The sequence below is a fragment of the Sphingomonas sp. GV3 genome, assembly GCF_031082075.1.
Classification (GTDB): Bacteria; Pseudomonadota; Alphaproteobacteria; order Sphingomonadales; family Sphingomonadaceae; genus Sphingomonas; species Sphingomonas beigongshangi.
Genome location: NZ_JARWLE010000001.1, coordinates 2,741,826 through 2,760,379, shown reverse-complemented (window position 1 = coordinate 2,760,379; position 18,554 = coordinate 2,741,826). Strand labels below are relative to the sequence as shown.

Genomic DNA, 18,554 nt, shown 5'->3' with positions numbered 1-18,554 from the left:
CCGCTCATCGCGACGCCTTCATCGCGCAAACCGCATAGCCGAGCGGCGGCAACGTCACGGTAAGACTGCCGGGCGCCGCCACCCTGCCGCATCCGCCGCCGGCCAGCGTCTGCGCCGAGGTGGCGCTTGCTTCAACCTGGACCTGCCGGGTCAGCGGCGCGGTCGAGCTGTTGAAGGCGAGCAGCACCTCCGCCTTGGTCGCGGGATCGATGCGGGAGACGGCGATGAGACCCGGCGTATCCTGGCGTGCGCGCAGGACGGTTGAGCCCCGCATCAGCGCCGGCGTCGCCGTACGCAGCTTCGCGAGCGTAGCGATTTCGCGGAACAGCGGATTATCGCGGCCGAAATGTTCGGTCGCGGTCGTGGTGGTGGTGCCGAGAAGGCGATTGTCGTTGTAGGAGGCGACCTTGCTCGCGAACATGTCTTCGCGCGAATCCTGGTCGTTGCCATCGCCGACGAAGCCCTGCTCGTCGCCCGAATAGATCGTCGGCACGCCGCGCAGCGTCAGCAGCATGGCATGCGCCAGTTCGACGCGCTTCAAAACCTCGGCATCGTCCGCCTTGGGCAGGGCCTGGCGGACATAGGTCGCGAGACGGCCGGCATCGTGGTTGCTGACGAAGGTCGGCAGCGTCTGCGCGGTCGCATAGCCGCCCTCGTACAGAGCGTCGCCCAGCGTCAGCTTGTCCCAGGCACCGGTTTCCTGCTTGCCGGTGACGGTTTCGAGGATCGCCTGCCGGGTCGCGAAGTCGAGGATGCCAGGCAGCTTGTCGATGCGGTTATGTTCGGCGAGCAGTCCGACATCGAGCGTTTCGAACGCGACCTCGCCGAAGATGTGGAAATTGGGCATTCCCTTCGCCTTGGCGCGAGCCAGCATCGCGGGCACGAACTTCTGCCAGAATGCCGGCTCGACATGGCGCGCGGTGTCGATGCGGAAGCCGTCGATGCCGAACCGGTCGATCCAGCCGCCGTAGATGTCGATCATCCCGGCGACCACGCGCGGATTTTCTGTCATCACATCGTCAAGGCCGCCGAAATCGCCCATCGTCGCGCTTTCGTCGAGGAACGTCGTGTTGCCGCGATTGTGGTAATAAAGCGGGTCGTTGAGCCACGCGGGGACCTTCACCGCCTTCTCCGCATCGGGAACGAAGGGCGTGTAGGCATAATTGGGGTTGGTCAGCTTCGCGAAATTCGCCGCGCTGCCATCCTCGTCGCCGGTAAAGCCGGCGTTGATCGCAGCGCCGGTAACGCCGCCGCGCCGCTGATACGGATAGTCGGCGCGGCTGCGATACGGGCATTCGTTGTTACCAACGCATTCGCGATACTGGATCACGTCAGCGGTATGGTTGACGACTATGTCCATATAGACCTTCATGCCGCGCTTGTGGGCGGCGGCGACGAGGTCGGCGAAGTCCTGGTTGGTGCCCAGATGGGGGTCGACCTGGGTGAAGTCGGTGATCCAGTAGCCGTGGTAGCCCGCGGACTGCTGCCCCGGGGCGCCCTGAACCGCCTTGTTCTTGAATATCGGCCCGACCCAGATCGCGGTGGCGCCGAGCGCCTGGATATAGTCGAGCCGGCGGGTCAACCCCTTCAGATCGCCGCCGTGATACCATCCCTTCGCGGTCGGGTCGTAGCCGGTCACGCTGCGGTCGCCGGTCAGGCCGCCGCGGTCGTTGGACGGATCGGCGTTGTCGAACCGGTCGGGAAGCAGGAAGTAGATCACCTCGTCCTGGGGCGGCCGCGCGCGGAAGTCGGACGTGGCCTGTGCCCGCGCGACGCCAGGAGGCGCAACCAGGGCTACAAGGGCGCAAAGCGCGGCGGCGATGGTGAAATGTCGTGGCGCGTTTCGGCGCATGGCAGGCCCCTCCCGATCGTATCACAGGTTCGCGCGGAACGATGCCTGTGCCGCCCGCGTCGGGGCCGTTCTGGGTAAGCGGCACGCACAAGCCAAGCGCAAGGCATACGTATTCACGCGACCCTTTCGTCTTTTCTGCCGCTGGTCTATTGCGCAGCAATGACGGCGAAGACGCGCAGCAGGGGAACCAGCGACAAGCCGACGTCGTTCGACATCGCCGCCCGCGCCGGTGTCTCCCAGCCGACGGTCAGCCGGGCGTTGCGTGGCGATCCTACGGTCAGCGCGGCGACCCGGATGCGGATCGAGGCGATCGCGCACCAGTTGAATTACAAGGTCGACAAGAACGCGTCGTCGCTGCGGCGCGGCCAGACGATGACGCTGGCGCTGCTGTTCTTCGAGGACCCGCTGCCCGACGGTACGTACATCAATCCCTTCTTCCTTTCGATGTTGGGATCGATCCTGCGGACATGCGCGGCACGCGGCTACGACCTGCTGACGTCGTTCCAGCATCTCTCCGCCGATTGGCACATGGACTATGAGGACAGCCGCAAGGCGGACGGGATCATCTTGCTCGGCTACGGCGATTACGAGGTCTACAAGGCGCGCCTCGAGGCGCTGCGGGCGCAGGGGACGCATTTCGTGCGCTGGGGTGCGGTGGATCCGGACGGGCTGGCGACGACTATCGGAAGCGACAATATCGCCGGCGGACGCGCTGCCGGCGAGCACCTGATCGCCCGGGGTCGCCGCCGCGTCGCCTTCATCGGCCAAGCCGACGACCATTATCCCGAATTCCGCGATCGCTATCACGGCATGGCGCAAGCGCTCCGCGCGGCCGGATTGGCGGTCGACCCCGGACTGCATGCGGATTCGCTGTCGGTGGAACAGGGCGGCTATGATGCCATGCAGCGGTTGCTGGTACGCGGTATTCCGTTCGATGCCTTGTTCGCCGCGTCCGACCTCATCGCGCTCGGCGCGATGCGAGCGCTGGCGGAAGCCGGCCTGCGCGTGCCGGCCGACGTGTCGGTGGTCGGCTTCGACGACATACCGGCTGCCGCGACGACGCAGCCGTCGCTGACCACCGTGGCGCAGGACTATCGCCTCGCCGGCGAGGTCCTCGTCGATACGCTGCTGCGCCGTATCGCCGACCAGCCGACACAGGCGAGCCTGCTGCTGCCCCGGCTCGTCGTGCGGGGATCGAGCTGACGGCTCTGGCCGTAATTCGATCCACCACGTGGGAGCGGTGCCGGCCCTCCTCTCTTCCCACCAAGCGGCCCACACAGCCTATCCTGGATGGATGGGTGGGCGGGTGGAGTGAGGCCCGGCACCGCCCCGATCCAGCCTCGCGGGATCGCAATCTAGCGCCGCATCGCGCAGTGGCGCGCGATGAAGGACTCGTGCGTCGCAAGGGCGCCGGCCTCGCGACGGTAGAGCAGCGGCAGCGTCTCCATATATTCCGCAAGATCGGCGTCGGGGATCGTATCGGCGAGAGGATGGTGCGACCGCGCCGTCACGCCCTGCCCTGCCAGCACCTGCAGCCAGCCGTCCTCGGTGAACAGTTCCTCGTGCTCGCGCGTGATGACGCCCGTCTCGCGCCACAGATCGATCTTCGCCTGCAGGCTGTCCGGCAGCGCCATCGTCCGGCAGGCCTGCCAGAAGGGTTCTTCGCGACCGTTCGCCCAGTAATGCAGAATCAGGAAATCGCGGATACGCTCCATCTCGAAATCAGTCTGTCGGTTGTATTCGGTGCGCAGCGCGGTAGCGACGGGCATGGCGGGCAACAGCTTTACGAGCCGCGCGATCGCCGCCTGGATGAGGTGGATGCTGGTCGACTCAAGCGGTTCGAGAAACCCGCTGGCAAGGCCGAGTGCAACGACATTGTGGCTCCACGCCTTGCGCCGACGTCCGGTAACGAAGCGCAGCGGCCGGGGGTCGCCGGTCGGCTCGCCGTCCAGGTTCCCGGCAAGCACCGCCATGGCCTCGTCGTCGCTGGTGAAGGCGCTGCAATAGACGTGTCCGTTACCGGTTCGATGCTGGAGGGGGATGCGCCACTGCCACCCCGCCGACCTTGCGATCGCCCGCGTATAGGGCAAGGGCGCGCCCGTTCCCGTGCTCGGCTGCGCAACCGCACGGTCGCAGGGCAGCCAGCGCGACCAGTCTTCATATCCCGCCTGCAAGGCACCTTCGATCAGCAGCGCGCGAAAGCCGGTGCAATCGAGGAACAGGTCCCCCGCCACGCGCTCGCCGCCGTCGAGCACCAGGGCGGTGACGTCGCCACTTTCTCCGTCGCGCTCGACCGCGGCGATCCGCCCCTCGGTCCGTGACACGCCGCGGTTCTGCGCGAACCGCCGGAGATAGGCAGCGTAGAGGTTCGCGTCGAAGTGGAAGGCATAGGGAATCGCCGGGATCGTCCTTGCGGTGAGGGGCGCGCCACGATGCATGCGGCCAGCCCGCGCCGCGACTTCGTTCATGCAATAGTCGCCGAGCGGGCCCGCGACTCCCTCGCCCTGCGCGCGCAACCAGTAATGTTGGAACGGCACGGGTCCGACGTCGCGGCCGACATCGCCAAAGGCGTGCATGTAACTGTGCCCCGGCGCCGTCCAGCCGTCGAAGGCGATCCCGAGCTTGAAGGTGCCGCCCGTCGCACGCAGGAACGCGTCCTCGTCCAGGCCCAGCGCCTGGTTGAAGAGGCGGATCTGCGGGATCGTCGCCTCGCCGACGCCGACGGTGCCGATTGCCTCCGACTCCACCAGGTGGATGCGGATATGCTCGCCCATCAGATGGCCGAGCGCCGCGGCCGCCATCCAGCCCGCGGTGCCGCCGCCTGCGATGACGATGGTCTTCAGGGTCATGAATGGCATCCTCTGCTGTGCCGATCGTCAGGCCGGACCGGTTCCGGCCTCCACCGTGCCATGCACGTACCGTCCGTACATCTTGCGGAACGGTGCCCCCGGAACAAGCCCGGGGCTGGCGGAAATTGGAAACAAAAAGGGCTGCCGCCGGATCGCGGCGACAGCCCTTGAGGCGGGGAGGAAGTTGATCAGAACTTGTAGCTGATGCCGATATAGTAATCGCGGCCGTAGCGCTGATAATCGATGACCTGCCGCGGATCGTTGTTCTGGTAGGTGACGAACGGACGGTCGGTCAGGTTCTTGCCCTGCGCGAGGATCGAGAAGCCCTTCAGGAAGCCGCTCTGGAACTCGTAGCCGATCTGGGCATCGAGGATCGCCTCGTCCTTCGCCGTCCGGTACGTCGGGCTCGCCGAGAGGCCGGCGACCTCTGCCAGGAACGACGACCGGTAGCGATAGTTCGCCCGCGCCTGGAAGCCCCACTTCTCGAAATAGAGCGTGCCGCTCGCCGTGACGTCCGACAGGCCCGGCAGGGTGATCGGGGTCGGGTTGTTGGCATATTTGATGGTGGAGTCGGTGTAGCCGCCGGTCACGAAGATGCCGAACCCGTCAAGCGCGCCGGTGATCGCCTTGAACGGCAGCGAGATCGTGCCCTCGACGCCCAGGATCTCGCCGCGGCCCGTGTTCGCGGGCGCCGAGACGGTGCCGATCGTCTGGTTCGCCGCAATGACCTGCGCCTGCTGGGCCGACGTCAGCGCCGGCAACAGGCCCGAGAAGTCGTAGGCGTAGCTGTTGTTCGGGTCGACGAAGTCGGTCAGGTGCTTGAAGTAGGTTGCGACCGCGACGTAGCCGCCGCCCGAAAAGTACTTTTCGAACGAAAGATCGATGTTGGTCGACTGGTAGGGCCGCAGCGCGACGTTGCCGCCGTTGGAAGAGAAGACCGGGAACAACAGGCCGGGCTGCGTGCGTCCGATGTTGGCGATGTTGATCGACACGTCCTGCGTCACGCGCTCCTGGTCGAGACGCGGCCGGATCATCGTCTGCGACGCACCCATCTTCACATAGCCGCTCGGGATCAGCTCGACCGAGAAGGTCGCGCTCGGCAGGAAGTTGGTGTAGGTTTCCTTCTGGTTCGCCGGCGCGATCGTCACGACGCCGTTGTTGACGCTGGCGATCTGTCCGGTGCCACGCTGCTGGCTGCGTACGACCTGTGCGCCCAGCGCACCCTTGACGGCCTTGCCGCCGACCTCGCCGTCGAGGTTGATCTGCGCATAGCCGGTCCACACGTCCTCGGTGACGACATTGTCGCGGACCAGCGAGGACGGACGACCGTCGAACGCCTTGTTGAGCGCGTTGTTATAAACGTAGAGCGGGTCCCACGTCAGCATCGCGGGGATGCCGAGATAGGCGAGCGGCACGTTGGTGCCGAGCAGCGCCGCGGTCGGCACCGGCGCACTGGTCGGCGTGCCGCTGGCCACGGTGCAGCCCGTGCCGCCGCCGGTCGGGCACAGGAAATAGGACGAATAGGCGCTGGTCTTCTCGCGACGGCTGTAGTTGCCGCCGACTTCCCAGCTCTTCACCACGCTGCCGTCGATCTCGCCGTTGAAGCTCGCACGCAGCGACTTCAGATCGTCCTTGAAGCTCGGCCGGTTGAGGAAGCCCGACTGAACCACGGGCTGCGTGCCGTTGTAGCCCCAACCCTGCGGGTCGGTGAGCTTGAAGATGTTGGTGTTGGTATAATCGAGCGTCGGCACGATGCGATACGTGCCGTTGGCATTCTGCGTCACGGTGACGCGATCGGGAACCCCGCTCTTCTGATAGCCGGTGCCGGCGTTGGTCTCGAGCAGGAAGTCCGTGCGGGTCGCGCGGCTCCAGCTCGCATCGACGTTGAAGTGGATCCGGTCGGTGACCTTCAGGTCGTTGTTCCAGCCGAGCGACAGGTTCTCCGCGTCGCGACGATTATAGTCGTTGCGCATGACGGCGAACACGTTGCTGAAGGTGGTCGCGGTCGCAAACCCGTTGGTAGTCTGGATGCCGCTCTTGACCGGATCGGAGAAGCCCAGCGGGAATTCGACGCCGCGCAGGTGCTGCTCTTCCTTGAACTTCGAGTAGAGCGCATCGAACGTCGAATGGAAATTCTCCGACGGCTGCCATTCGATCGTCGCGACGCCACCGTAGCGGCGCAGCTCGTTCGACTGGACATAGGGCTTGGCGCCGCCGAGCACATAAGGATCGGCCGCGGTGCCGCTGCCCGAATAGCCCCAGGCGTTGTAGCGCTCGTCCTGCGACGGCGTCTGGGTCGCCGAGACGCCGAGCGCGATGCCGAGCGTGTCGTTGGCGAACTTGTCGACATAGGTCGCCGACGCACGATAGCCGTAGCGCGACGAGTCGGGGTTGAGGTTGTCGATGCCGTTCATCTGGCCACGGGCATTGATCGCGAACACGCGGCCGGGCTGGTCCAGCGGACGCAGCATGCGCAGGTCGACGGTGCCCGAGATGCCCGCGGCGATCAGCGACGCATTGGCGGACTTGTAGACGTTGACGTTGCGGAAGAATTCCGACGGATACTGATCGTATTCGACGCCGCGGTTGTCACCGACGGTCACCTGCTCGCGGCCGTTCAGCAGCGTGGTCGAGAAGTCGGGGCCGAGGCCGCGGATCGACAGGCGCTGGTCGCGCCCTTCCAGGCGCTGCGCGGTGACGCCGGGAAGACGCGCGAGGCTGTCGGCAATCGACACGTCGGGCAGCTTGCCAACGTCCTCGGCCGAGACGCTGTCGACGATCAGCGCGGAGTCGCGCTTGATCTTGGCAGAGCTGGCGAGGCTGGCGCGGATGCCGGTGACGACGATGTCCTGGCCGCCTTCGTCCTGGACGGCGTTCGACTGGGTCTGCGCCTGCTCGGCATTCTGGTTCGGGGTCGGTTCCGCGGCCGGAGCCGGCGCCTGGACCGTCGCGGCCGCCGGCGGGTTGGCGTTGGGCGACTGCGGGTTCGGGGTTTCCTGCGCGAACGCCGCGCCGCCCGTTACCAGGAACAGGCTGCCGAGGCCGACGGTGGTGGAGCGGAGTGCGCAGCGGCTGCGCAGCGAAAACGACGAAACGGAACGGGCCACGAGAAGAATCCTCCCCCTTGAAGTGATACCGTGCCCTCGCCCCCTGGCATGGGAGGACGATCGGCCGGTCTAACCCGAGCGCTTGTGAACAAAGGGGGATTTCGTGCCAACATGGCCACATACGTATTCATGCGCCACGGGGGGCGCGTGATATTCCGGCAACATACCGTTACGAAATGGTTCGCCCGTCGAGGAAGGTATTCACCGTCAGCCGGCCGTCGAACGGGTCGTCGGACAGCACCATGTCGGGCGGGATGACCGCGCAATGCAGCGTGTTGGACCGATAGAGAATCGCACGATTAAACCGGCCTTCGTGGCACGCGACCTGCTCGAACAGCGGCGTGTCGCCCGCGATGTACGCCGGATCGGGCAGGCCATGCTGCGCCAGGTCGGCCTGCAGCGCGGCGCGATAGCCGGCGAGCCGCGCCGCATCGACAGACTCGAAGCCCGTGCTGCGCTGGCGGTAGAAGGCGGTACCGCTCCGTTGGTCCGGCGACAGATAGTGGAGCAGCGCCAGCCGTGTCGGCGACACCTCGTCGAAATGCGGCAAACGCTGGATCGGCGCGAGGCGTGCGGGCGGCGTGGTGACCAGCGAGTAGAAGGCGTCCACCACGTCCAGGTCGTGCAGCCCGAATACGTCCGCAGCGACGGGCGCGACGGTGGCCAGCATCGGGCGCAGCATCGCCGCGGCGACGTGCGCGCGGACGCCGGGATAATGTTCGCCGATCGACGCGAACGACAGGAAACCGGCGTCGTCGCGCAGCGCCTCCGCATCGGCGAAATCGTCGAACACGACGACCGGCTGGGCTTCCGCGCCGTGGCGGGTGACGGTGATCCTGGGCGTCATGGCGGCGGGTTAGCAGGGGTCGGTCGAGTCTTTAAGCCCCCCTTCTCCAGCGGCGTAACCGGCCGACGCATCACATCGCCTGAACCCTGCTCAAGCGCGACACGCCGTTCTCGTCGAACGCCTCGACCGCGACATAATAACGCTGCCCAACCGTGAGGGCCCGCAGCGGCAGCGTCGCGGCGTCGCCGGTCGCGACGCGGTCCGCGAAGACCTGGTACGTCAGAGCCAGCCGGTCCGGCCGGATGCCCCAGCGGACGTTGTAGCCGACCGCCCCGGGTACGCGCCGCCATCGGATCGTCGCGTCGCGCGTATCGGCGGCGCGCGTCGCGCCGACCAGCTCGGGCGCGGACGGTGCGCCGCCGCCCGCGGTGCCGAACACCCTGAGGTCGCTGATCGCGAGATTGGCGCCGCCGATATGGCCGTGGACGTAGCGCACATAGCGGGCCGTGACGGGTGCGGGCAGTTCGAAATAGGCGTTCGGCCGATCGCGACGCGGTCCCGTCGTGCGGGCGAGCGGCCGCCAAGCGCGTCCGTCGCGCGACGATTCGAGGCGGAATTCGGTATAGATGTCGGGCGCATCGCCGAAGCGGCCCGCCTTGTAATCGGCGAAGTTGACCTGCACCGCGCGCACGGTCTTCGCGGCGCCCAGGTCGATCGTCAGCGTCGTCCCGGCCGCCTTGGACGGCGACAGCCAGAAGCTCCGGGGGTTCTCGTCGGTCGCGTCTGCCGGCGCATGGCCGGCGACGCTTGCGCTGGCGGTCGCGGCCTTGCGGTAGGACAGCAGCATCCAGCCCGTGAACAGCGAGTCGGGATCGGCGAAGCGCGTCGTCGGCATGCGCTGCGGGAAATCACCGAAGCGGGTGGAGACCCGCATCTGCCCATCGGCATCGAACATGGTCGGCCACAGGCCGATCCGCCGCTCGAACGTCCAGTTGTGGCCGATCCATGGCGTTCCGGTGTTCCACCAGTTGCCGTGTAGATCCTGGAACGTGTTGCCATGGCCTGCCCCCTGGACGAAGCCGCCGGGCTTGTAGCCGACCGGATTGTACGCGGCGTAGGTGAAAGGCCCCATCGGCGACGTCCCGACATAGGTACCGGTCGCATAGGCGTTATATTCGGTGCCGGGCGCGCCATATTGCAGATAGTAGCGCCCGCCGACCTTCGTCATCCACGCGCCTTCCATGAACGGCGTGATCGGCGTGCCATCGGGCAGGGTGCCGCTATGGTCCTGGCCGAAGCGTTCCCAGCCGTGCCGCGTCGGGTCGAGCAGGATGAACGATTTGCGCGGACTGCCATAGGTCATCCGGCCATCGGCGAACGACACCGGCGCGCCGTAGATCGGAAAGACGTTCGAAGAATTCCAGTACAGGTACCAGCGCTTGTCGTCGTCCTGGAACAGGTCGGGGTCCCATGGACCAGGCGGAACCTGCCCCGGCTTGATCGTGTCCTCCAGACCCGACTTCACCGCGCCGGGCAGCGGCGGCATGCGGCGGACGACATAGTCGATCCGGCCACTCTCCGGATCCGACGTGCCGTATATCGTGCCCTGCGTCGTCATCGACGGCATGATGAGCAGCCGCGTTCCGTCGGAGGTGACGGCGGGGGCGACGATCCCTTCCGCCGGCCAGCGGCTGGGCGTGACGAAGCGCCAGGTCACGAGGTCGGTGGAGCGCCAATAACCGTCCGCCAGCGTCAGGAAGAGGTAATAGGCACCCTTGAACGGCACGATCACCGGATCGGCGCCCGTCCGGTAGGAAATGCCCTCGTTCACCTGCTCGAAATTGTAGCGGTAATCGATGTCGACGGGATTGGCGTAGGTGTGCTGCGCGGCCGGCGCGGCGGTGGCGAGAAGGAGGGCTGCGATCATCGATGCGCCTGAATGAAGAGGTTGGCGGTCAGCCGCCCGACGCGCGGATCGGCGCTCAGCGGCATGGCGGCGGGGATGATGCCCGAATGAAGCAGGCGCCCCTGGTAGAGAACGACGCGATTGCGCCGCCCCTCCACCGCCCCGATCCGTTCGAACGCGGCGTTGCTGGCGTTGGTGTAGCCGCTCAGGGCCGTGCTGTCGCGGCGCGCGGCGGCGACGAACGTCTCGCGATTGGCGGCGTCGACGCACTCGATGCCGGTCGATCGCTGGCGGTAGAAGGCGGTGCCGGTCCCGGGCGTGTCCGACAGATAGTGGAGCACCGCGAGATAGCCGGGATCGGCCGAGTCGAAGTGCGGCGCGCGCTGCGCGGGCGACAGCGTGGCCGGATCGGCGGTCACGATCGAGAAGCTGCCCTCGATCCAGTCGAAGCCATCGACGTCGAACGCGCCGCCGATGAACGGCGCGAGGGATCGCAACAGGGCGGTCGCATAGTCGTGCGCGGCGCCGTCGGCGGCGGTCAGGACGCGGCGGACGCCGGGATAATAGCTGCCCGCGACGCTGGGGAACGGCGCCAGCGCGGCGGCCAGATCGACGACGGCGTCCACGTCGGGAACGGCATCGTCGACGACGACCACCGGGCTCTCGCTTCGGCCGACACGGATGAGGCTGGGGGTCATGCTACCGCCCCTCCAATTCCAGTGTTCCCGCGAACGCGGGAACCCAGAGCCACACAGGACATCGCCTGCGGTCCTGGGCTCCTGCGTCCGCAGGAGCACGGAAAACGCATCAGAACTTGTAGCGCGCGCCGACCTGGAACGAGCGCGGCACGCCCTGCGTGTCGTTCTCGCGCTTGGTCGGGTTTACGCCCGATCCGGCACCCCAGGCCGAATAGGTGCGGTTGACCGAATCGAAGAGGTTGAACGCCGCGAAGTTGACTTCGAGGTCGTGGCCCCAAGGCATGGTGAACGTCTTCGAGATGCGCGCATCGACCGAGGCATAGCCGACGATCTGGTCGGGCCAGAACACGCCGCCGAAATTGCCGTAGGCACTGGCGTTCTCGGGCTTGACGGTCGGGAAGATGACCTGGCCGAACGACGGGCCCGAGCTGAACGTGCCGGTGACCGACAGCTTCGTGTCCCATGGGCCGCGGGCGATGCCGGTGCCGACGAAGCGCCACTTCTCGACGCCCGCGACATAGTTGATGCCATAGGCATCGACGCGCGGACCGTTGTAGAATTCGTCGCCCTGCAGTTCCTGCGCGACGTTCGACCGGGCACGCTGCAACGTCAGCGTCGAGGTGAAGCCCCAGGTCGAACCCGTGACGAACGGCTTTTCCGCGGTGAAGTAGATCGCGGTGTAATAGGCCTTGCCGTCATTCGACCCGATGTTCAGCTTGCCGCTATAGCCGGGCAGGATGCCCTGCGCGGGGAAGGTATCCTCGATCCACTGGTCGCCCTGGCTGGTGTACTGGCCGCTGGGCAGACGATTGCCGCGCACATATTTGAAGATGTTGTGGCTGCGGATGTGGCTGAAGGTGATCGAGGTCTGGACCGCGCCCAGGCGCTTGCGGACGCCGAAGTTGAACTGGTCCGAATAGGGCAGCTTGGTGTCGTTGTTGAGCAGCCATACCTCGCCGCCCACGCCGGTCGCGGTCGCCGCGGCGCGAAGGGCATCGACGTTCTTGTAATTGGCATTCCACGCCAGCGTCGTCGCCGGCAGGGCACCGTTGTTGCCGGCGCGCACCGAGGCGCAGCTCGGCTGGCCCGGGCCGTCGCAGAAGCTGAGCGTGATGGTCCGCTGGTAGAGCGCCTTGATCGTCTCGATGCCCGAGTCGATGAACAGCGGGCGGTCATAATAGCGACCGGCACCCGCGAAGAGCACGATGTCGCGATCGCCGTTGACGTCGTACGACAGGCCCAGACGCGGCTGGAACGCCTTCCAATACGGCTTACGATTGGTGCCGGTCGAGATATAGTCGTTCGGGTTGATCCCCGCCGCCTGCCACGGCTGGTAGTTGCGCAGCGCGGTGACGATGCCGGCGGGCGTGACGAACTTCTCGTTCTTCGCGTTGGTCTCGTAATCCCAGCGGATGCCGGCGTTGATCGTCAGGTGATCGTTGACGGTCCAGTCGTCCTGGATGAACAGGCCGATCTGCGTATCCTTGGCCATCGCCGGGCGCACGGGGACGACGGAAACCGCCGCCTGCTGCGGCGTCGAGGCGTCGAAGGTCGTGAACGTCGAAGGCTGGAAAAAATAGGACCCGTTGCCGAGATTGTCCTCGGCACGCGACAGATCGTTCAGCGTGACCTTGACGCCCGCCTTCACGACATGCGCCGCGCCGTAGAAGGTGACATTGTCCTTGAAGGTCCATGTCTTCTGATTGTCGGCCTGCTCGAAGCCGTTGGTTCCCAGCGACGCGACCACGGCGCCCGGCTTGCCCAGCACGATCTCCGGCCCGCTGCTGGTGCGCGGTGTGCCGTTGAAGACGGTGTTGTACGCGACCGTCGCCTCGTTCAGCCAATTATCGCCGCGGTGGTTCCATTCGAGCTGGTACAGGTCGATCTTCGACTGCAGCAGATGGCCGTGCGACGGAACCGACGTACCGCCGAAGTCGGCGAGATTGCTCTCGCGACGGAAGAAGCCGCTGAAGTTCACCGTATCAGCATTGCTGACGAAAGCGGTCAGCTTGCCGAAATACAGCTTCTGGTGGAAATCCTGCGGATAGCTGCCGTTATACTGCTGCACGATCGCCTGTGGCACGATCTGCGTCGGGTCGGCGGAGGTGCCGTTGCCGAGCAGGACCGCGGCCGAAGGCGCCTTCTGGTCGGTCGCCTCGAACGCGCCGTAGAAATGCAGCACGTTCTTGATGATCGGACCGCCCAGGTCGCCGCCATATTGCTTGCGGTCGTAATTGCCCTGCGCGCGCGAGCCATCAAGATTGTTGGCGTTGCCGGGACGATCGAAATATTTGGTGCCGTAGAACGAGCTGGGCTGCCATTCGCCGAACAGGTCGCCGTGGAAGGACGTGCCGCCCGACTTGGTCACCGCGGTGATGATCGCGGAGCCGGCCTGCTCGTATTCCGCCTTGTAGTTCTGCGTATCGACCTTGAATTCCTGCACCGCGAGCTGCGGGAAGGGATTGCCCTGGCTGAAGTTCTGCCCCGCGACGCCGCCGTGGTTGACCTGGTTCTTGAGGCTGAGGCCGTCGACGAAGACGTTGATGTTGTCGGCGCTGATGCCGCCCGCCTGCACCTGGCGGTTGCCGCGGCCCGGCGTCACCGCGACGCCTGGCGCGAGCGCGGCGAAGTTCAGGAAGTTGCGGTCGCTCTGCGGCAGGCTCTCGATCTGCTGCTGCGACACGTTGGTCGCGACTTCGGCGGTGCGCACCTCCTGCGTGCGGCGGCCGGTGACGATGATGTCGCTGCCCGATCCCGTGCCGGCATCGGCGGAGGTGGTCGTCTCTGTCGTCCCGGCTTCCGCGTTGGCGGCCGGCGTGCCGATGTCGAGCGTGATCGTCTGGCCGACGGGAACGACGACCTGCTCCGGCCGCTGGCCAGCCACGTCGACGCGATAGGTGCTCGGACGGATGCCGGGGATGGTATAGTCGCCCGTCGCATTGGTGCGACTGTTGATCACCTGACCCGTGGTCAGATCGGTGATGACGACGGCCGTCCCCGCGGCCGCGCCCTCGATATGGCCGCGCAGCGTCGAGGTCGCCTGGGCGAATGCCGGCGCGCCGATGACGAGTGCCGCGGCGAGCGCCGCCGCCGAAATGCCGCGACGGACGGACGCGCGCTGAATCTTGGAAGCCATTTTCATCCCCTCTCGGTCGACCAGCCCCTTTTTGCTCCCGGAAGACCGACGACAGGCATCGGCCGCGGATCGCGGAGGGCGTATGGAACCGGTTACTCCCCCGCGTAACCGGTTACAACAATCTAGCTATAGCCCCGCTCAATATCGTCCCGGCTGTTGCCGAACTGTCACAGTTTGTTGATGATTCCCGTCAGGCGGACGGCGACGGCGCGAGGCAGTGCCGGGCGATGAACGCCTCGTGCGTCGGCAGTCCCTGCGCGACGTCGGCGATCACCTCCTCGACATCCTGGAGGAACGCGCGCGCCTGCTCGTCGGGGATCATGTCCACCATCGGGTCGTAGGCGGCCTGCAGCCCCTGGCCCAGCAGCACCTGCACCCAGCTTTCCTCGCGGAACAGTTCCGCCTTGCCGTGCATGAAGAAGCGGGCAGAGGCGCGGAACAGGTCCAGCCGCTCCGCCAGGCTATCTGGCACATCCATATGCTTCAGATAGCGCCAGAATTCGGAATCCTCGCGATCGGTGACCTTGTAATGGGCGATGATGAAGTCGCGGACGTCCCGATATTCGAAGTCGGTCTGGCGATTGTATTCGGCGATATCGGCGGCATTGAAGCCTTGCCCCGGGAACAGCGCGACCAGGCGCAGAATACCCGTCTGGATCAGGTGGATGCTGGTCGATTCGAGCGGTTCGAGGAAGCCGCCGGCGAGGCCGAGCGCGACGACGTTCTTCTCCCAGGCGCGCAGGCGCTTGCCGGGACGGAAGCGGACCGGGCGCGGATCGGCCAGCGCGGGCGTATCCAGATGCGCGAGCAACGTCTGCGCCGCCGCTTCGTCCGACACGAACCGGCTGGCATAGACATGGCCATTGCCGGTACGATGCTGGAGCGGAATGCGCCACTGCCACCCGGCGTCGTGCGCGGTCGAGCGGGTATAGGGCGTCAGCGGCCCCGTTCCGCGCGCACTCGGCACGGCCAGCGCGCGGTCGCACAGCAGCCACCGGTCCCAATCCTCGTACCCGACGCCCATCGCGCCGCCAATCAACAGGCCGCGCATCCCCGAACAGTCGACGAACAAATCGCCGTCGACCGTGCGGCCGTCGGCGAGCACGACATGATCCAGGAAGCCGTCCTGCCCGCGCCGGTTGGCAGCGACGATCCGCCCCTCGATCCGTAAAACACCCGCCTGTTCCGCGCGGGCTCGCAGGAAGCGGGCGAACAGCGACGCATCGAAATGATAGGCATAGTCGAGGTCGGCCACCGGCGAATACGGATTCGACGGATCGGGCATGGCGAAGCGGTTCATGCGCGCCGCCAGCGTGTTGAGGGCATAATAGTCGAGGTGCTTGGCGCGTCCCGCCGCCTGTTCCTTGAGCCAGAACTGATGGCAGTGCAGCCAGTAGAGGTCCTGGCCGATCTTGCCGAAGCCGTGGATGTAGCTGTGACCGGGTGCGCGCCAGTTGCGGAATTCGATGCCGAGCTTGAACGTCGCCTGCGTCGCGCGGACCATCTCGAACTCGTCGATGCCCGCAAGGCCGTTGTAGGAGCGGATCGCGGGGATCGTCGCCTCGCCTACGCCGATCGTGCCGATCTCCTCCGACTCGATCAGCCGTATCTGATAGGCGCCGAGGAACAGGCGCGAGAGCAGCGCGGCCGTCATCCAGCCGGCCGTGCCACCGCCGACGATGGTGATGGTCTTGATCGGCGGATTCGGGTGGGAGGCGGTCATGCCGGGACGCTCCGATCGTCCACCACGTCGCGCCGGAAGGTCATCGTCATCCCAGCCACCCGCCGGCGAACCCCGCGCGCTGCAGCCCGCGCCGGATCGTCGGCGATCGACGCATGACCCGCCACACGCCCTCGTCGCGCGCATTGGCGATAGCGCCCGTGATCGCGCCCTGGTCGATGCCGAGGTAATCGCGCGCCACCCAGCCGGCGGCCGGGTCGACCGACCCCGTCTCCAGTTTGGCGGAAGCGTAGCGGAACGAAGGGTTGAAGCTGTCGAGGAATCCGTATTTGCCGTACAGCCCCGGCCAGCGACGCAGCGCATTGCCCGCCGGCACCGCGATCTCCGGCGCGAAGGCGAGGCTGCCGAGCGCGGCGGTCGGCGCCAGCGTGCCATCGTCGCGCCCGTCGGGCTGGCCGAGCGGCCCGCGCGCCGAATAGCCATAGAAGGTGGCGCTGCCGCCCCGGTACGGCAGCTCGAAATTGCCCGGTCCGTCGCAGGCGGTCAGGCCCCAGATATTGCCGGAATAGCCGCGCCAGCCCATCGGGTTGGCGATACAATAGGCGCGGTTGGCATAGGTCGCGCGGCGGCTGTTCTCGAAATAATCGAGGCCAGCCTGCCGCATAGTGGCATCGCGGATGCCGCGAAAGTCGATCCACATCTGGCTGTACTGGTGCCCGAACAGCGGCGCGAAGGCGAGGTGCCGCGTCGCGCCCTGCCCACGCCAGAATTCCGGATAGGTCTTCGCCCAGGCATTCCATGCCCCGTCATGGAGCGATCTGCCGCGACTCCCGAGGCCGACGATATAGACCATCATCCCCTCGTTATACCCTTCCCACGACCGCTCGATGAAGCCCTGGCCCGGATGCCAGCCCATCGACACGCTGCCACGCGCGTTGGTGAACCATGGCCAGTCGGCGCGATCGGTGATGCGCTGCGCGAGCGTGCGGATTTCCGTCTCCGCCGGATCGGCACGGTCGTACCAGGCCCCGGCGAACAGGATGCCCAGAAAGAGCAGGGTCGTGTCGATGCTGGAAAGCTCGGTATCGCGAAAGCGCTTGCCGGTTTCCATGTCGAGGAAATGGTAGAAGAACCCCTTGTGCCCGCTCATCCCGGCCGGCGCGTCGCCCTGCGGCGCGGTATCGAAGAAGCGCAGCGTCGTCAGCGTCAGATCGCGCGCTTCCTCGCGCCGTATCCAGCCGCGCGCGACGCCGATCGGATAGGCGGTCAGGGCGAAACCGACCGCGGCGATGCTGGCGAAGGACGGCGTCGGCCAGCGATCGGGGACCAGGCCGTTCTTGCGGTTGGCGAGATCCCAGAAATAGCGGAACGTGCGATGCTCCAGATCGTCGAACCATCCGGGTAGCGCGGGTCGGCCCGCCGCGAGCGTGGGCAGCGACTGGCTCGCCGCGACGGCGGCCAGGGGCGTCCGTGCCAACAGGGTCCGACGATCGAGCGGCTTCGAGATAAAGATCATGGAGTACCCGGGGAAAGAGCGGTGGTACCGCGCACGACGAGTTCCGTCGCCACGGTGAGCGTATCGGGAGACAGGTCGCCTCCGTCGAGGGCATCGACCAGTCGGCCGACGGCACGCGCGCCGATCTCCGCCAGTGGAACGCGGACGGTGGTGAGACCCAGGTAGCGGGCCAGCGGAATGTCGTCGAAACCGGTCACCGCGACCGTGCCCGGCACGTCCATGCCGGCTTCGCGAAGCCCCCGCAGGACGCCGAGCGCCATCATGTCGTTCGCCGCGACGATCGCATCATATGTTGCATCCATGCTGCGCAGCATCGCAACGGCGTCGGCACCCGACTGTTCATGAAAGTCGCCCTCGATGACGATCGGGGCGATACCGGGAGCATGCGCCGCCATGGCGGCATGATAGGCCTCGCTCCGTTCGCGCGCGTCGATGTTGCCGGCTGGTCCCGCGACATGCACGATCCGGCGGCGCCCCAGGGCGGCAAGGTGCGCGACACTGGCGATGATGCCCGCGCCATTGTCGATGCGGAACGAGGCGCGGCCGATCCCGTCATGCGAATTGACCAGCACCGCCGGCACGCCCTTCGGCAAGGCGGCATCGAGGCCGGCCGCATCCAGTTGCGGCGCCATGACGATCAACCCGTCTACCCGCCCGCGCATCGACCGCATCGCCTGCGCCGCCAGCGACGCGTCGGCATGCATGTTCGACAGCAGCAGATGATAGCCGCGCGCGTTCACCTCGCGGTCCATGCCGCGCACGATTTCGGAAAAGAACTCACCGTGAAGGTCGGGCAGGATCACCCCGATCGCATGGCTGCGCGCCAGGGACAGGCTGCGTGCGCCCGCGTGCGGCACGTACCCCAGCGCCTCCGCCGCGGCGACGACGCGCGCGCGGGTTTCCGGATGGACGCTGCTATGCCCGTTGAGCGCGCGCGATACCGACGCAACCGATACCGAAGCCTCGCGCGCCACGTCGCGTATCGTGGCGGATGCCTGACCCAAGACTCGCCCCCTCCTCAA

The 18,554-nt window shown here is 66.6% G+C and carries 11 protein-coding genes; 1 reads left to right on the top strand and 10 read right to left on the bottom strand.

Translation table 11 applies throughout. The features are described 5' to 3' along the window. Positions 1-4: 4 nt before the first annotated feature. Positions 5-1,852, bottom strand: a complete 1,848-nt coding sequence (locus tag RF701_RS13170) for an alpha-amylase family glycosyl hydrolase (RefSeq protein ID WP_308815215.1) — start codon at positions 1,850-1,852, stop codon at positions 5-7. 159 nt (positions 1,853-2,011) lie between these two features. Here RF701_RS13170 and RF701_RS13165 point away from each other — a divergent pair, with 159 nt between their 5' ends. Further along, positions 2,012-3,055 carry a LacI family DNA-binding transcriptional regulator gene (locus RF701_RS13165; RefSeq protein ID WP_203308723.1) on the top strand — a complete coding sequence of 348 codons (1,044 nt, stop codon included), beginning with the start codon at positions 2,012-2,014 and terminating at the stop codon, positions 3,053-3,055. 152 nt (positions 3,056-3,207) lie between these two features. On the opposite strand, the gene RF701_RS13160 is transcribed toward RF701_RS13165, so the two are convergent. The 9 genes from RF701_RS13160 to RF701_RS13120 all read right to left on the bottom strand — a co-directional run bounded on the left by RF701_RS13160 (position 3,208) and on the right by RF701_RS13120 (position 18,536). After that, complete coding sequence (locus tag RF701_RS13160; RefSeq protein ID WP_308815214.1) at positions 3,208-4,701, bottom strand: tryptophan 7-halogenase; 1,494 nt, start codon at positions 4,699-4,701, stop codon at positions 3,208-3,210. 188 nt (positions 4,702-4,889) lie between these two features. Then, entirely contained in the window at positions 4,890-7,808 is a 2,919-nt protein-coding gene (locus RF701_RS13155; protein WP_308815213.1) for a TonB-dependent receptor, read from the bottom strand. A gap of 169 nt (positions 7,809-7,977) precedes the next feature. Further along, positions 7,978-8,655 carry a DUF6445 family protein gene (locus RF701_RS13150; RefSeq protein WP_210357131.1) on the bottom strand — a complete coding sequence of 226 codons (678 nt, stop codon included), beginning with the start codon at positions 8,653-8,655 and terminating at the stop codon, positions 7,978-7,980. A 70-nt stretch (positions 8,656-8,725) separates the two neighbouring features. Further along, positions 8,726-10,522, bottom strand: a complete 1,797-nt coding sequence (locus tag RF701_RS13145) for a family 43 glycosylhydrolase (protein ID WP_308815212.1) — start codon at positions 10,520-10,522, stop codon at positions 8,726-8,728. After that, entirely contained in the window at positions 10,519-11,199 is a 681-nt protein-coding gene (locus tag RF701_RS13140; protein ID WP_210357133.1) for a DUF6445 family protein, read from the bottom strand. The genes RF701_RS13145 and RF701_RS13140 overlap by 4 nt, the downstream gene beginning before the upstream one ends. A gap of 109 nt (positions 11,200-11,308) precedes the next feature. Continuing rightward, on the bottom strand, positions 11,309-14,335 hold the full coding sequence (locus tag RF701_RS13135) for a TonB-dependent receptor domain-containing protein (protein WP_308815211.1): 3,027 nt from the start codon (positions 14,333-14,335) through the stop codon (positions 11,309-11,311). Between the two features lie 190 nt (positions 14,336-14,525). Next, a complete protein-coding gene (locus RF701_RS13130) occupies positions 14,526-16,058 on the bottom strand; it encodes a tryptophan 7-halogenase (RefSeq protein WP_308815210.1) in 1,533 nt (510 codons plus the stop codon). Between the two features lie 46 nt (positions 16,059-16,104). Then, positions 16,105-17,532, bottom strand: a complete 1,428-nt coding sequence (locus RF701_RS13125; protein ID WP_308815209.1) for a glucoamylase family protein — start codon at positions 17,530-17,532, stop codon at positions 16,105-16,107. Beyond that, on the bottom strand, positions 17,529-18,536 hold the full coding sequence (locus RF701_RS13120) for a LacI family DNA-binding transcriptional regulator (RefSeq protein ID WP_210357136.1): 1,008 nt from the start codon (positions 18,534-18,536) through the stop codon (positions 17,529-17,531). Before RF701_RS13120 ends, RF701_RS13125 begins: the two co-directional genes overlap by 4 nt. Positions 18,537-18,554: the final 18 nt, after the last annotated feature.

Bases quoted from the DNA above. Each gene is read 5' to 3' on its own strand.
- RF701_RS13170 (WP_308815215.1), bottom strand. From the start codon at position 1,852: ATGCGCCGAAACGCGCCACGACATTTCACCATCGCCGCCGCGCTTTGC.
- RF701_RS13165 (WP_203308723.1), top strand. From the start codon at position 2,012: ATGACGGCGAAGACGCGCAGCAGGGGAACCAGCGACAAGCCGACGTCG.
- RF701_RS13160 (WP_308815214.1), bottom strand. From the start codon at position 4,701: ATGACCCTGAAGACCATCGTCATCGCAGGCGGCGGCACCGCGGGCTGG.
- RF701_RS13150 (WP_210357131.1), bottom strand. From the start codon at position 8,655: ATGACGCCCAGGATCACCGTCACCCGCCACGGCGCGGAAGCCCAGCCG.
- RF701_RS13145 (WP_308815212.1), bottom strand. From the start codon at position 10,522: ATGATCGCAGCCCTCCTTCTCGCCACCGCCGCGCCGGCCGCGCAGCAC.
- RF701_RS13140 (WP_210357133.1), bottom strand. From the start codon at position 11,199: ATGACCCCCAGCCTCATCCGTGTCGGCCGAAGCGAGAGCCCGGTGGTC.
- RF701_RS13135 (WP_308815211.1), bottom strand. From the start codon at position 14,335: ATGGCTTCCAAGATTCAGCGCGCGTCCGTCCGTCGCGGCATTTCGGCG.
- RF701_RS13130 (WP_308815210.1), bottom strand. From the start codon at position 16,058: ATGACCGCCTCCCACCCGAATCCGCCGATCAAGACCATCACCATCGTC.
- RF701_RS13125 (WP_308815209.1), bottom strand. From the start codon at position 17,532: ATGATCTTTATCTCGAAGCCGCTCGATCGTCGGACCCTGTTGGCACGG.